Origin of the sequence: Urbifossiella limnaea (assembly GCF_007747215.1) — a bacterium.
GTDB lineage: Bacteria > Planctomycetota > Planctomycetia > Gemmatales > Gemmataceae > Urbifossiella > Urbifossiella limnaea.
Genome location: NZ_CP036273.1, coordinates 5,523,137 through 5,536,714 on the forward strand (window position 1 = coordinate 5,523,137; position 13,578 = coordinate 5,536,714).

Sequence of the window (13,578 nt, forward strand, 5' to 3'; positions counted from 1 at the left end):
TTGCGTTTCGCCGAATGACGATAGTCGAGCAGCGGCAACGAGGACGGCAGAGAAGTCCGTCACTCGTCATTCGTCATTCGTTATTTCGCCGCCGCCTTCTCGAAGTACGCCTTCGACTCCTTCACCCCCGGCTTGATGGTCGCCGCGCCCGGCTTCCAGTCGGCCGGGCACACCTCGCCGTTCTTCTCGAAGAACTGCAGCGCGTCGAGCACCCGGATCGCCTCGTCCACGCTCCGGCCGAGCGGCAGGTCGTGGATCGTCGCCGCGCGGACGACCCCCTGCTTGTCGATGAGGAAGGTGCCGCGGAGGGCGATGCCGCCGTCGAGCAGCACGCCGTAGTCGGCGGCGATCTTCTTCGTCAGGTCGGCGACGAGCGGGTACTTCAGCCCGCCGAGCCCGCCGGTGGCGCGGGGCGTCTGGATCCACGCGAGGTGGCTGAACTGGCTGTCGATGGAGCAGCCGAGCACCTCGGCCCCGCGGTCGTGGAACTCCTTGATCCGGTCCGAGAACGCCACGATCTCGGTGGGGCACACGAAGGTGAAGTCCAGCGGGTAGAAGAACAGCACCACGTACTTGCCGCGGTAGTCGGACAACTTGACCTGCTTGAACTCCTCGTTCACCACCGCGGTCGCGGTGAAGTCGGGGGCTTCCTTCTGGACCTGGGCCGGCATCGGTTTGTCTCCTGTGGTGGGCCAACGGTGAATGATTAGGGACGGGGGGCCGGGTTTCCACCGCCGGCGGGAAGGCACGGCATCGGCCCGGCCGATCAATACTCCTGCACCAGCAGCTCGCCGCCCGCCGCGAACCAGCCCTGCCCGTCGATCTGGTACACGCCGTCGGTCCGCGCCGCGAGCAGTCGGCAGGTCGCGGTCAGCAGCCTCTCCAGCGCCACCTCGTCGACCGCGTCCACCGGCTTGCGAACGACCACCAGCTGCTTCGTGAGCGCGACGCGCTCCACGAGCCCGGCGGCGTGCGGGCTGTAGTCGCACGTCTCCAGCTCAGCCGCGTGGGCGTTCAACTCGGCGCGGATGTCGTCCTCCGCGGTCAGGTAGCGGTCGAGCGAAACGGGCGTGTTCAGGCCCGGGAGGCGGAGCTCGCCGCCGGTCCAGCCGAGCTCGTCGCCACGGAAGTGCGGCTCGACCGGCAGCCCGGCCGCGTGCAGTTCCGCCGCCAGTTCCGAGGGCGCAACCTGCACGTCGCTCCGCCCGAAGACCCGATACCACATGCCGTTCCGCCCCCGGTTGAAACCCGGAGGTCATGGTACGAAGTACAGATGACGGCCGACCGGCCTGTTCCCGGGTCGGTCGGTGAGGCTAAGATCACACCATCCCACTCGCACCCGCCGCTGGAGCCGCGATGACGCCGACCGTGAACGGGGAACTCGTCAACCGCGTGCAGCAGCTCCGCCTCGACGGCCAGCTCGGCACCGACACCGGCTCCGGCCGCGGCGGGTCGTGGGTGCCGTGGCTTCTGTGCGGCCTCCTCGCCCTCAGCTGGGTCGGCGTCGGCGTCCGCTACTACCGCCAGCCGAGCGCGGCACGCACCGCCGACGGCGTCGAACCTGCCGCGAAGGCGGCCCCGACCACCGCCGCGCCCGCCGCGTCCGGGCCGGCCGCGGCGCCGGGCGAGGTGCTGCTGCCGCTGAAGGGGAATCTGATTCCGTACCTCCAGATCGCGGTCAGCCCGCGAGACGTGGCCGGGGAAATTACCAGCATCACCTTCTGGGAAGGGAAGCGGGTGAAGCAGGGCGAGACGCTCGCCACGCTGCTGAACTCGCAGTACGCGAACCGGTTCAAGACGGACGAGGCGTCGGTGCGGTCGGCCGAGGCGCAGGTGTCGAAGGCCGAGGCGGGCGAGGTGGCGGCGGCGGTGCGGGTGGCGAAGGCGAAGTCGGCGCTGGCCGCGGCCGAGGCCCGGGTGACGCGGGCGCTGGCCGTGCAGGACCGCACGACGAAGGACTTCGAGCAGGCCCGCCAGCAGCGGCAGGCCGGCGGCATCTCGGCGCAGGAGTACCAGAAGTTCGACGCCGACAAGCTGGTTGCCGACGCCGACACCGTCGCCGCCCGCGCGGACGTGGAGACGGCCACCCGCGAGGTGGAGGCGACCGAGGCCGAGCGGACCACGAGCAAGGCCAACACCCGGGCGGCGAAGGCCGAGGTGTCGGCCGCCGAGTCCCGCCGCGACGAGGCGAAGCGGCTGCTGGACAACTGCACGATCGTCGCCCCGATCGACGGCACCGTATTGACGAAGAAGGCCGACCGCGGCAGCCTGGTGAGCCCGGCGGCGTTCAACGTGTCGGCGAGCCTGTGCGAGATCGCCGACCTGGCGAAGCTGGAGGTGGAGTTGGACGTGCCGGAGCGGCAGATCACGCGCATCCGCCCCGGTCTGGAGTGCCAGCTGATGGCCGACGCCGACCCGGCGCGCGTCTACCGCGGCGTGCTCCACCGGGTGATGCCGATCGCCGACGACAGCAAGAACGTCATCAAGGTGCGGATCCGGGTGTTCCTGCCGCGCGACGAGGAGGCGGGGTCGTTCCTGAAGCCGAGGATGAGCGTCACCGCGATGGTCATCAACCGCCCGTTCACGCCGACGCCCGGCGACCAGACGTGGGAGTGACCCCGGTAGAAGGGGTGAGCGGGTGAAGGGGTGAACGATCCCCGCTTCACCCGCTCACCCCTTCACCCCTTCACACCTTCACACCTTCACGGATAGCTCATGCCCGCGATCGTCGAAGTCCGCGACCTGCACAAGTCGTTCACCCGCGGCACCGAAACCATCGAGGTGTTGCAGGGCCTCACGCTGGACGTTGGCGAGGGTGAATTCCTGGCACTGATGGGGCCGTCCGGCTCCGGCAAGACGACGCTTCTGAACCTCATCGCCGGCCTCGACCGGCCGACGGCCGGGAGCATCACCGTCGGCCCGAACGCCATCTCGGCCATGTCCGAGAGCGAACTCGCCCGCTGGCGGACGCGGCACGTCGGCTTCGTGTTCCAGTTCTACTACCTGCTGCCGGTCCTCACCGCGTACGAGAACGTCGAGCTGCCCCTGCTGCTGCTGCCGCTGTCGAAGGCGCAGCGGCGGAAGCAGGTGGAGAACGCGCTGGACCTGGTCGGCCTGTCGGACCGGATGACGCACCGGCCCGGGCAGCTGTCGGGCGGCCAGCAGCAGCGCGTCGGCATCGCCCGGGCGCTGGTGACCGACCCGACGCTGATCGTGGCCGACGAGCCGACCGGCGACCTGGACACGAAGAGCGCCGACGCCATCCTGACGCTGCTGGACGTGGTACGCGGCCAGCTGAACAAGACGATCATCATGGTGACGCACGACCCGAAGGCGGCCGCGCGGGCGCAGCGGACGCTGCACCTGGAGAAGGGGCAACTGGTGCTCGACACGGCGGCCGTCTAATCTTCGCCGCTCGCGGCAAGGCACCTCACCAACTTGCGGTTGCACCCCCCTCCCCCGTTCGGGCACAATCGGCGGCCCACCCGGGGGAAGGATTCCGCCATGCGCCCGCTCCGCGTCGCCGTGCTCGACGAAGAACTGCCGTACCCGCTCACCTCCGGGAAGCGCATCCGCACGTTCAACCTCCTCGCCCGCCTCGCCGACCGGCACCGCGTGACAGTCCTGTGTCACAAGAATCCCGACCGCGACGAGGCCGCCGCCGCGGAGGCCGCGTTCAAGGGCATCGGCGTCGAGGCGGTCGTGGTCGAGCGGACGGTACCGTCGAAGTCCGGCCCCGGGTTCTACGCCCGCCTCGCGGGGAACCTCCTGTCGCCGCTGCCGTACTCGGTCGCCACGCACGCCAGCCCGGCGCTCGCGGCCGCGGCGAAGCAGCTGGCCGCGGCCGGCCGCGTGGACCTGTGGCACTGCGAGTGGACGCCGTACGCCCAGGTGCTGCGCGACGCCCTCGGCGACGCCGGCCTCGCCGCCGCCCGGTGGGTGGTGATGGCGCACAACGTCGAGTCGCTGATCTGGCGGCGCTACGTGGAGGCGGAGCAGAACCCGGTGAAGCGGTGGTACGTCCGCAAGCAGTGGCACAAGTTCGAGCGGTTCGAGCGGTGGGCGATGGCCGCCGCCACCACCACCGTCGCCGTCAGCCCCGACGACGCCGCCCTGATGCGCGAGCGGTTCGGCGTGCGTAACTCGACCGTGGTCGAGAACGGCGTCGACACCGCGTACTTCCGCCCGCAGCGCGACGTGGAGCGCGACCCGGCGCGGGTCCTGTTCCTCGGCAGCCTCGACTGGCGGCCCAACCTCGACGGCGTGAACCTGCTGCTCAACAGCATCTTCCCCGCCGTCCGCGCCCAGGTGCCGAACGCGACGCTGGCGCTGGTCGGCCGGCACCCCCCGGAGTGGTTGCGCGCCCGCGCCGCCGCGACGCCGGGCGTCGAACTGTACGCCGACGTGCCGGACGTGCGGCCATTCCTGGGCACGTGTGGGATGCTGGCCGTGCCGCTGCGGATCGGCGGCGGCTCGCGCCTCAAGATACTCGAAGCGCTCGCCACAGCCACGCCCGTGGTCAGCACCCGGGTCGGCGCCGAGGGGCTGACCCTGACGCCCGGCCGCGACCTGGTCGTGACGCCCGACCACGAGGGGATGGCCGACGCGATCGTGGCCGGGATTCGCCGGCCGGACGAGCTCGCCGAGCAGGCCGAGCGCGGCCGCGACGAGGTGCTCGAACTCTACGACTGGGGGCCGCTCGCGGACCGGCTCGACGCGGTGTGGCGGCGCGCGGTCGGTCACGAACTCGTAACAACCCGCCAACGCGGGAGAGGCGCCGCCGTTCGGCCCGGGTAGAGTGTCGCCGCGGCGCGGTCGGCGCCGCCACACTCCCCGAGGGTCCGCCATGCTGCGCCGCAAGCTCGTCTGGTCCGTCCCCCTGGCCGGCGCGATCGGGGCCGGCGTCGCCGCCGACCGGTGGCTCGCCGCCACCGCACTCGCCGACGGCAAGCAAGACCTCCGCCCCGCGGTCACCCTGCCGGTCACCCGCGTCGTCATGTTCAACAGCGGCGTCGGCTACTTCTCCCGCAGCGGCGAGGTGGACGGCGACGCCCGCGTCGACCTGGCGTTCCAGGAACTCGACATCAACGACTTGATCAAGTCGATGGTCCTGGAAGACTTCGGCGGCGGCCGCGTCGCGGCGGTGAGCTACGACAGCCGCGAGCCGATCGAGCGGACACTCGCCAGCTTCTCGATCAACCTGAACGGCGACCCCAGCCTCGCCGGCGTGCTCCAGCAGGCCCGCGGCGAGCGGATCGAAGTTACCACCAACCCCACGGCGCAGAACCAGCCGGGCAAGTTGACCGGCTCCATCGTCGGCATCGAGCTGCAGGCCGTGCCCGTGGGCCAGACGCAGATGCCGGTGCAGGTGCTGAACATGTGGTGCGCCGAGGGGCTGCGCAGCGTGCGGCTCCAGGAGGTGCAGCAGCTGCGGTTCTTGAACCCGGTGCTGGAGTCGGAGTTCCGCCGGGCGCTGGAGGTGCTGGCCCGCAACCACGACGCCCAGAAGAAGGCCGTGAGCGTCCACTTCGCCGGCGACGGCAAGCGGCGCGTGCAGGTCGGGTACGTGATCGAGTCGCCGATCTGGAAGACAAGCTACCGCCTCGTCCTCGACGCCCAGGGCAAGGGCGGCAAGCCGTACCTCCAGGGCTGGGCAGTCGTCGAGAACACGACCGATGAGGACTGGGCAAACGTCCGGATGGCGCTCATCAGCGGCCGCCCCATCTCGTTCAAGATGGACCTGTACGACCCGCTGTTCGTGCCGCGGCCGACCGTGGAGCCGGAGCTGTTCGCGTCGCTGCGGCCGCCGACGTATGACGGCGGGTTCGCCCAGCGCGGCGTCCGCCCCGACCCGGTGGCGATGAACCCGGCGACGCAGAACTCCGCGATCTTCAACCCGATGTTCGCCAACCCGAACTTCAACGGCCAGGGGCTGGTCGGGAACAACTTCGCGTTCCAGAACGGGTTCGTCAACGGCGGCGGCGGGTTCGGCGGCGGCGGGTTCGGCGGCAACCTCGGCGGCGGCCTCGCCAACAACTACGCTGCCCCGCAAATGGCGGTCGCCAACACGCCGCAGCTCCAGCAGCAGCTCGCGCAGAACCGGATGCAGCTGGCCCGGCTCGCCGACGCGAAGGCCGAGAAGCAGAACGCCGCCAACCTCGGCGCGCAACTGGCCGAGCGACTGAGCACCGGGGCCGTGACCGACGCCGCCACCGCCGGCAAGCTCGGCGACTACTTCCAGTACGCCATCGACCACCCGGTGTCGCTGGCCCGCCAGAAGAGCGCCCTGCTGCCGATCGTCGGCAAGGACATCGAGGCCACGCGCGTCAGCATCTACAACCCGGCCGTGCAGGCGAAGCACCCGCTGCTGGGCCTGCGCTTCAAGAACACGTCGGGCGTGCACCTCAGCCAGGGGCCGATCACGGTGTTCGAGGGGAGCACGTACGCCGGCGACACGCGCGTCCTGGACGTGCAGCCGGGCGAAGAGCGGCTCGTGTCCTACGCCATCGACCTGGGCACCGAGGTCGATCCTCAGAACGGGCCGGGGAGCGGCCGCATCACGAGCGTGAAGGCGAACAAGGGGCACGTCACGACCGTGCGGAAGGTGCGCGAGGAGAAGAAGTACCGCATCGCCAACCGCAGTCAGACCGACCGCACGCTGGTCATCGAGCACCCGAACCGCACGAACCAGCAGTTCAAGCTCGTGGAGACGGACCGGCCCATCGAGGACACGGCCGGCGTGTACCGCTTCCAGGTGGCGGTGAAGGCCGGCGAGGAGAAGACGTTCGTGGTGAACGAGGAGCGCGACGTGGCCACGACGGTGCAGCTGTCGAACAACCCGGACCAGCAGATCCGCTTCGTGCTGAGCCTGACCGAGGCGCCGCCGGCGCTGAAGCAGAAGCTGACCGAGGCGCTGAAGATGAAGGCCGCGTGGGACGGCCAGCAGCGCGACCTGACGCAGGTGAAGGCCGACCTGGCGCGGGTGGCCACCGACCAGGACCGCATCCGCAAGAACCTGGCCGCGACGCCGCGCGAGGCCGAGGTTTACCAGACCTACCTGACGCGGCTGGCCACGCAGGAGCGCGAGATCGACGCGCTCACGGCCCGCGAGAAGGCGCTGATGGCGAGCGAGTTCACCGCCCGGAAGGCGTTCGAAGACTTCCTGGCGAACCTGACGGATTGAGTGTGTCGGTTCGCCGCTTGCGGCGTAGCGGGGCACGCCCCCGCTACGCCGCAAGCGGCGTCACTCACGCCACGCGTGCGCCGCCGACGTACACCTGCCGCACGTCGAGTTCCGAATCCAGCACTACCACGTCCGCCCGCTTCCCCACCGTGAGGCTCCCCACGTCGGCGTCGATGCCGAGAATCCGCGCCGGCGTCAGGCTCGCCATTCGCACCGCCTCCGGCAGCGACACGCCGGCCGCGCGGTGCATCGTCCGCACGCAGTGATCCATGCCCATCACCGCCGACGCCAGCGCCGTCTCGTCGAGCGTCACGCCCACGCCGTCGCGCTTCACGATCCGCTCGCCGCTGCCCACGGCCCCGAACCAGTACTCGCCGTCGGGCATGTCCACGGCCCGCATCGAGTCCGTCACCAGCGCCAGCCGGTCCGGCCCCTTCAGCTTGTAGGCCAGCCGCAGCAGCTCAGGGCTGAGGTGCTTCCCGTCGGCAATCACCTCCGTGGTCAAGTCGTCGAAGTAGAGCGTCGCCTCCATCACTCCGGCGCGCATGGGGAAGGTCTGCGTCTGCCGCAGCCGGGCCCGGTCGGACATGGCGCAGAACAGGTGATCGACGTGCCGCACGCCCCAGCCCACCGCGGCCTCCACCTGCGGGAACGTGGCGTGCGAGTGCCCCGCGTTGAAGCGCACCCCGCGCGCGGAGTAGGTGCGGACGAGCCACTCGGCGTTCGGAATCTCCGGGGCGACGGTCACGACTAGTGGCATCGTCGCGGCCAGCTTCGTGAAGGCGTCGGCGTTCGGCTCGTCGGGCGTCAGAAACTCTTGATCCGGGTGGCAGCCCCGGGCCGGGCGGGCGAAGTACGGGCCGTAGAAGTGGCACCCGACGATCCGGGCGCCGCCGGGCACGTCGCCGGCCAGCTCGCCGCACAGTTCGAGGAAGCGGAGGTACTGATCCATCTTCGCCACGGTGCTGGTCGGCGTCAGCGACGTGGTGCCGTGGCGGGCGTGGCAGCGACACACAGCACGGAAGGCCTCCGCGGTGCCGTCCATGAAGTCGGCGCCGTCGCCGCCGTGGACGTGCAGGTCCACGAAGCCCGGCGCCAGGTACGCGCCCCCGAGATCGATCCCGCCGGCCGTCGGCGCCTCGCTCACGGCGACGATGCGGCCGTTCTCGAAGGCGAGTGAGCCGTTCGGCACGAGGCGGTCGGGGAGGACGAGCGTCGCGTTCGTGAGAACCGTCACAGCCATCACGACCCCCCGGGTTTGCCGGCCCGCCGCCGCCCGCCGGCGCAGCGGCCGCGGCCGCCCGCCGCTACAAAGAACAGGGTACGAACCGCGAGGGTAGAGCGATGCCGCGTCGGAACCTGGCCGGGCTGCGGGTGCTGGTCACGGGGGCGTCCCAGGGGATCGGCCGGGCGCTGTGCGTCGTCGCCGCCAAGAAGGGCTGCAAGGTGCTCGCCGCCGCCCGCTCGCAGCCGCTCCTCGGCGAGCTGGCCGCGGAAGTTCGCGCCGCCGGCGGCACCATCGAAACGGTCGTCGCCGACGTGACCGTGCCGGCCGACCGCGAGGCGATGGCGGCCGCGGCGCGGTCCGCGTTCGGCGGCCTCGACGTGCTCGTGAACAACGCCGGCATCGGCGCCACCGGGCACTTCATGGACTCCGACCCGCAGGTGCTCCGCACCATCTTCGAGACGAACTTCTTCGGCCTGATCGAGACGACGCGGGCGTGCCTGCCGCTGCTGCGCGAGGGCGTGACGCCGGCGATCGTGAACATCTCGTCGGTGGTCGGGCGGCGGGCGCTGCCGGCGCGGTCGCTGTACTCGGCGAGCAAGTTCGCGGTGGCCGGGTTCAGCGAGGCGATCCGCGCCGAGCTGGCGAAGGACGGCATCCAGGTCGTGGTGGTGAGCCCGGGCCTGACGCAGACGAACTTCTCGAAGAACATGCTGGAGCAGAAGGCGCGGATGCAGATGGACCACATGCGCGGCATGACCAGCGAGGAGGTCGCCGAGGCGACGCTGAAGGCGATCGCGGCCGGCAAGACCGAGGTGACGCTGACGCTGAAGGGGAAGCTGCTGGTGCTGGTGAACCGGTTCGCGCCGTGGGTCGTGGACCTCTTCGCCCGCAAGAAGGTCCGCGAGCTGTTCGCCGAGGAGATCGCCGCCCGCGAGAAGCGCCGGGCGGCCGCCGCGTCGTGACAGACGCGGCTTCCGGCCCCGCGCGTCAGCCGTTCTCGTCGCTAAACACGCGGTCGAAGTCGCCGACGCCGACGCGCAGGCACAGCTGCCGGAAGGCGTCGGCGTGGTCGTCCGTCGTGTGGTGCAGGTGCTCGGCCTCGCTGATCAGCGGCAGCACCTTCCGCTTCCGCACGCCCAGGTCGCGCAGCGCCCGCCGGAACGGCTTCAGGTCCGGGGCGTACACGTGGAGCAGCTTGTGCTCGTCGAACTGCACCTCGACCGGCCGGCCGTCGGCGATCACCGCCACGCCGGTGCAGCCGTCCTGCGTCAGCAGGTCCTCGAACTCGCAGAAGTGGCTCAGCAGCACCGGCAGATCGATGTCCCCGCGGCGGAAGTCGCGGTGCTCGTCGGCCCCGACGCCGTGGCTGCTTTCGAGCACGACGTGCACCACCTCGCCGACCGGCTCCAGCAGCGCGAAGAAGGCGTCGAACAGTAACTCCGCGGAGACCGCGGCCGAGAGCATCGGCAGTTTCAGCCGGGCGGCGCGGTCGCGGTACACGTCGGTGCGGTAGCCGGAGCGTGGGCGGACGGGCACGCCCGGCCCGGGGCGGACCGCGTCCGTGAGCGTGAAGTCGCCGTACTGCTTGATCAGCAAGTGTTCCGCCAGCCGTTCGGGGTTCACGAATCGACCTCGCGACATCGAGAAGGAACCGGCCCGGGGGAGAATCCGGTGGTGTCGCGTCGTGGCGGGTGCGTCAGGAGGGTTCGGGCACCTAACCATAGTGCGTGTTCCCGACGGCGGCGTCCGTGCCGCCCGCATTCTAGGCCGCCCGGGTGTCCGGATGGTGCGAACCTGCCGCCCCGCCGGGGGTTTCCGGTCGGGACGGTGGCGCCGCGCCGCCGGCGCGGCCGGCGGCGCGCGCGGGCCGGCGAACGCGGCCGGTTGGGCTGGAGCGGCGGCGGCCCGCGTCCGACAATGAGCGGAGGCGCCTGCCGACCCGCGGCGCCGCACCCGGAGGGCGACCCCGTGCGGACCTGGCTTCCCCTCATTCTGGCCGTCGCGGCCGCCCCCGGACTCGTCGCCCAGCCGCCGCGGCCGAGCGGCCCCATCGTCATCTCCCCGAAGCGGCCCGACGCCGACCCGCCCGGGTTCATCGTCATCCGCCCCGGCGGGAAGGTGGCCCCGGCAGCGGCGCAGACGCCGACGCTCGTCACGCCCACGGCCGCGCAGAACCCGGCGCCGGCCCCGAACCCCGACGGCAACTTCGACTACTGGTTCGCCGCCGCCGTCGAGGGCGAGCGGATCGGCTACCTGCAATGGACCGCGAAGTCCGTCGAGATGAACGGCAAGAAGTACCGCCACGGCACCAAGCACCAGCAGTTCACCGTGGACCGCTTCGGCCAGGTCGTCGTGCAGTTCGGCGAGGAGAGCACCGTCGAGACGCCCGAGGGCGAGGTGCTGCTGACCACGGCCCGGCAGGGGCTCGGCAAGGACCAGATGCTCGTCCTCACCGGCGTCGTCGAGGGGCGCACCCTGAAGGTGAAGGGCGAGGGCGTCGCCGCCACCGCCGCCGACTCGGTGGCGTGGCCGATGGGCGTCGTCGGCGTGGCCGGCGAGGCCAAGCTGTTCGCCGGCAAGAAACTCGCCCCGGGCGCCAGCTTCGACTACCTCACGTACTTCGCCCAGGGGAACCGCGTCCTCAAGGTCACCGTGACGTACGACGCCACCGAGGACACCGTGCTCTGGCAGGGCGTGCCGGCCCGACGGCTCGCCCGCTACACGTCGCGGATGGAGCCGCTCGGATCCCTGAAGCTGCCGGCCGCCACCACCTGGGCCGACCCCGACACCGGCGAGCCGTTCCGCACCGAATTCGACTTCCCCGGCCTCGGCGGCAGGGTGACGTTTCTCCGCACCACGGAGGCCGCCGCCAAGGCGCCGATCGCCAAGCCGTTGCAGCTGTTCAACGCCCAGTCCATCCGCCTCGACCGCGAGATCGCCGACGTCCACGGTCGCACGTCCGCCGTGTACAAGGTGACGGCCGCGCGCGACGACGAGCCCGGCACGCTGTTCCCGACCGACGCCCGCCAGGAGGTGAAGAACCTCGACGCGAAGGCGAAGACGTTCGAGCTGCACGTGCAGGCGGTGCGCGGCCCCGGCATGAAGGCGGTGCCGGCGCCGGCCCCCGGCCCCGAATTCCTCGGCAGCAGCTTCTTCGTGAACTGGGACAACGCCGCGGTGAAGGGCCACGCGGCGCGGGCCGTCGCCGGGCTGCCGCCCACCGCCGGCGCCTGGGACAAGGCGAAGGCCGTGGAGCGGTGGGTGAACCAGAACATGAAGGCCGCCGAGTTCTCGCAGTCGATGGCGACGGCGGACAACGTGGCCCGCACGCTCAGCGGCGACTGCACCGAGTACGCGATGCTCGGCGCGGCGATGTGCCGGGCGGTGGGGGTGCCGTCGCGGACGGTGCTGGGACTCGTGTACGCCCCGGGGCCGGGCGGCCGGCCGTTCCTGGCGTACCACATGTGGTTCGAGGCGTTCGCCGCCGGCCAGTGGCTACCGCTCGACCCGACGCTCGGCCTCGGTGGTGTGGGGCCGGGTCACATCAAGATCGCGGACCACTCGTGGCACGAGGAGCGGAGCTTCGCCCCGCTGTTCCCCGTACTGCGGGTGCTGAATGCGAAGCCGTCCGTGGAAGTGCTGCGGGCCACGCCCTGACGACGGCGTGCTCCGTCAACCGTAGTAATCGGGTCGCCCGCCGGATCGGCGGGGTTGGAGTGGGACCGGGCTCCGATCGGTTCACATTCCCGGAAGCCGTCTCACCGTCAGTAAGCGGTGAGGTTCATCGGGTAGGCCACGCAGCGGCGGCGGACTCGGTCCGCCGCGAGCGGCGGAACGAGGGGGGTCGTCGCGCTCACTCGCCGCGGATCAGCACGTCCACGCCGGCGGCGTCCGCCGGCACCGTCTCGCGGCGCTCGGGGCCGCCCACCTCCGACCAGCGGAACACCGGCGGCAGTTGGGCGTGCAGGTAGTTCTTCGCCGGCAGCACCACCGGCCGGCCCTCGATCACCAACCGCACCGGCCGGTCGGAGTGGTTGAAGAAGCCGACCTTCCGCAGCGCCCCCGCCGAAGCGCCCGCCGCCGGGAACACCTCCACCCGCGGCAGCGACGCCAGCGGGCTCGACCGCGCCGTCGTCGGGATCACACCGCTCGTGCCCGTCGGCACGTCGGGCGGCAGCACTAGCGGGGGGATCGAATCGCGCTTCGGGTCGGCTTCCGGAGCCGGGGCCGGCGACGGCACCGCCGACGGCAGCGGCGGCAGCACCAGCGGCGACGACGCCTTCGGCGCGTCGGGTGGCACCAGCGAGGGCACCTTCGGCGCGGCCTTCGGCTCCTCCGGCAGCACCAGCGGCGGCACGTCGGACGGCGGCGTCTTCACCTCCGGCGCTTTCGGCGTCAGCATCGGCGTCGGCTCGGGCGGCTTCGGCAGCGGCAACTTCACTTCCGGCGCCTTCGGCACCGGCACTGGCATCGGCGTCGGGGCGGGCGTGACGTTCGTTGCGGGCCGGACGGGCTCGGGGGCCGGGGCGGGCGTCGGCGTGGCGAGGGCCGGCGGGCGCGTCGCGGCGGCCGGCACCCGCTGAATGGTCGGCGGCGGCAGCGGCACCTCGTACACGGGCACGGGCGCCGGGATCAGGTAGAACTGTGGTGGGTAGGCCGGCACCGGGGCGCACGGCGGGGGCGGCGCCCAGCACGGGTGGTACGCCGTCGCCCAGTCGGGTACTGCGGCCACCCCGAACACGGCCAGGCAGCACAGGTAGCGCGTCATTGCGGAGTCCCTTCACGGCCGGCCCGCGCCACCGTTCCCCCCGGCGACGCGTTCCCCACAGTTCCGACTCGGTCGGGCCGACACCGATGTTGTACTCCGGACGGGATCGCCGCCACAAGCCCCGAATCGGCCCGATTCGCATCGTCTCAAAACGCGCACCCGCCTGCTGCGAAACCGATCAACGGCGCCTTTCCCGACAATCTCATGACTGCAGCCGGGTTCCTCATCGTCTTTTCCACTTTTGCCGAACTCGCTTTCCGGAAAGGGATTGCTGCGATCCGTCGGCGGAATCGGATGGCGACTTTTCGAATTGGCACCGAGCCTGCTTTTGAACTCTTTCGTGGGCGGTTGCGAGTCCCGCCCACAACGGAACTGATTAACCGTCAGCGCCGAACACCC

At 71.2% G+C, this 13,578-nt stretch carries 11 protein-coding genes; 6 read left to right on the forward strand and 5 right to left on the reverse strand.

What is annotated here, in order from left to right; all coding sequences use genetic code 11:
• Positions 1–80: 80 nt before the first annotated feature.
• Both ETAA1_RS22515 and ETAA1_RS22520 read right to left on the reverse strand, forming a co-directional pair.
• Positions 81–671, reverse strand: coding sequence for a peroxiredoxin (locus ETAA1_RS22515; RefSeq protein WP_145242498.1), 591 nt, complete (start codon positions 669–671; stop codon positions 81–83).
• A 95-nt stretch (positions 672–766) separates the two neighbouring features.
• Positions 767–1,225 (reverse strand): hypothetical protein, encoded by a 459-nt coding sequence (locus ETAA1_RS22520; protein WP_145242500.1) that lies wholly within the window; start codon positions 1,223–1,225, stop codon positions 767–769.
• Between the two features lie 131 nt (positions 1,226–1,356).
• Here ETAA1_RS22520 and ETAA1_RS22525 point away from each other — a divergent pair, with 131 nt between their 5' ends.
• The 4 genes from ETAA1_RS22525 (at position 1,357) to ETAA1_RS22540 (ending at position 7,183) form a co-directional block, all read left to right on the forward strand.
• Positions 1,357–2,616, forward strand: coding sequence for an HlyD family secretion protein (locus tag ETAA1_RS22525; RefSeq protein ID WP_145242502.1), 1,260 nt, complete (start codon positions 1,357–1,359; stop codon positions 2,614–2,616).
• A 99-nt stretch (positions 2,617–2,715) separates the two neighbouring features.
• Positions 2,716–3,405, forward strand: coding sequence for an ABC transporter ATP-binding protein (locus tag ETAA1_RS22530; protein ID WP_145242504.1), 690 nt, complete (start codon positions 2,716–2,718; stop codon positions 3,403–3,405).
• Positions 3,406–3,504: 99 nt separating this feature from the next.
• Positions 3,505–4,797: a glycosyltransferase gene (locus tag ETAA1_RS22535; RefSeq protein WP_145242505.1), complete on the forward strand. Its 1,293-nt coding sequence runs from the start codon at positions 3,505–3,507 to the stop codon at positions 4,795–4,797.
• Between the two features lie 49 nt (positions 4,798–4,846).
• Positions 4,847–7,183, forward strand: a complete 2,337-nt coding sequence (locus ETAA1_RS22540) for a DUF4139 domain-containing protein (RefSeq protein WP_145242507.1) — start codon at positions 4,847–4,849, stop codon at positions 7,181–7,183.
• A gap of 64 nt (positions 7,184–7,247) precedes the next feature.
• Here ETAA1_RS22540 and ETAA1_RS22545 read toward each other — a convergent pair whose 3' ends face one another.
• The gene (locus tag ETAA1_RS22545; protein WP_145242509.1) at positions 7,248–8,426 is read right to left on the reverse strand and encodes an N-acetylglucosamine-6-phosphate deacetylase; all 1,179 of its coding nucleotides are present in this window, start codon (positions 8,424–8,426) and stop codon (positions 7,248–7,250) included.
• A 101-nt stretch (positions 8,427–8,527) separates the two neighbouring features.
• On the opposite strand from ETAA1_RS22545, the gene ETAA1_RS22550 reads away from it, so the two are divergent.
• Positions 8,528–9,373 carry an SDR family NAD(P)-dependent oxidoreductase gene (locus tag ETAA1_RS22550; RefSeq protein ID WP_145242510.1) on the forward strand — a complete coding sequence of 282 codons (846 nt, stop codon included), beginning with the start codon at positions 8,528–8,530 and terminating at the stop codon, positions 9,371–9,373.
• Positions 9,374–9,398: 25 nt separating this feature from the next.
• On the opposite strand, the gene ETAA1_RS22555 is transcribed toward ETAA1_RS22550, so the two are convergent.
• Positions 9,399–10,034: a hypothetical protein gene (locus tag ETAA1_RS22555; RefSeq protein WP_238389279.1), complete on the reverse strand. Its 636-nt coding sequence runs from the start codon at positions 10,032–10,034 to the stop codon at positions 9,399–9,401.
• 345 nt (positions 10,035–10,379) lie between these two features.
• Here ETAA1_RS22555 and ETAA1_RS22560 point away from each other — a divergent pair, with 345 nt between their 5' ends.
• Positions 10,380–12,068, forward strand: coding sequence for a transglutaminase-like domain-containing protein (locus ETAA1_RS22560; protein ID WP_145242513.1), 1,689 nt, complete (start codon positions 10,380–10,382; stop codon positions 12,066–12,068).
• 196 nt (positions 12,069–12,264) lie between these two features.
• Here ETAA1_RS22560 and ETAA1_RS22565 read toward each other — a convergent pair whose 3' ends face one another.
• Positions 12,265–13,179 carry a hypothetical protein gene (locus tag ETAA1_RS22565; RefSeq protein ID WP_145242515.1) on the reverse strand — a complete coding sequence of 305 codons (915 nt, stop codon included), beginning with the start codon at positions 13,177–13,179 and terminating at the stop codon, positions 12,265–12,267.
• Positions 13,180–13,578 lie beyond the last annotated feature (399 nt).

What these genes read in the sequence shown, in the direction of transcription:
- ETAA1_RS22515 (WP_145242498.1), bottom strand. Translation starts at nt 671, where the DNA reads ATGCCGGCCCAGGTCCAGAAGGAAGCCCCCGACTTCACCGCGACCGCG.
- ETAA1_RS22520 (WP_145242500.1), bottom strand. Translation starts at nt 1,225, where the DNA reads ATGTGGTATCGGGTCTTCGGGCGGAGCGACGTGCAGGTTGCGCCCTCG.
- ETAA1_RS22525 (WP_145242502.1), top strand. Translation starts at nt 1,357, where the DNA reads ATGACGCCGACCGTGAACGGGGAACTCGTCAACCGCGTGCAGCAGCTC.
- ETAA1_RS22530 (WP_145242504.1), top strand. Translation starts at nt 2,716, where the DNA reads ATGCCCGCGATCGTCGAAGTCCGCGACCTGCACAAGTCGTTCACCCGC.
- ETAA1_RS22535 (WP_145242505.1), top strand. Translation starts at nt 3,505, where the DNA reads ATGCGCCCGCTCCGCGTCGCCGTGCTCGACGAAGAACTGCCGTACCCG.
- ETAA1_RS22540 (WP_145242507.1), top strand. Translation starts at nt 4,847, where the DNA reads ATGCTGCGCCGCAAGCTCGTCTGGTCCGTCCCCCTGGCCGGCGCGATC.
- ETAA1_RS22545 (WP_145242509.1), bottom strand. Translation starts at nt 8,426, where the DNA reads ATGGCTGTGACGGTTCTCACGAACGCGACGCTCGTCCTCCCCGACCGC.
- ETAA1_RS22550 (WP_145242510.1), top strand. Translation starts at nt 8,528, where the DNA reads ATGCCGCGTCGGAACCTGGCCGGGCTGCGGGTGCTGGTCACGGGGGCG.
- ETAA1_RS22565 (WP_145242515.1), bottom strand. Translation starts at nt 13,179, where the DNA reads ATGACGCGCTACCTGTGCTGCCTGGCCGTGTTCGGGGTGGCCGCAGTA.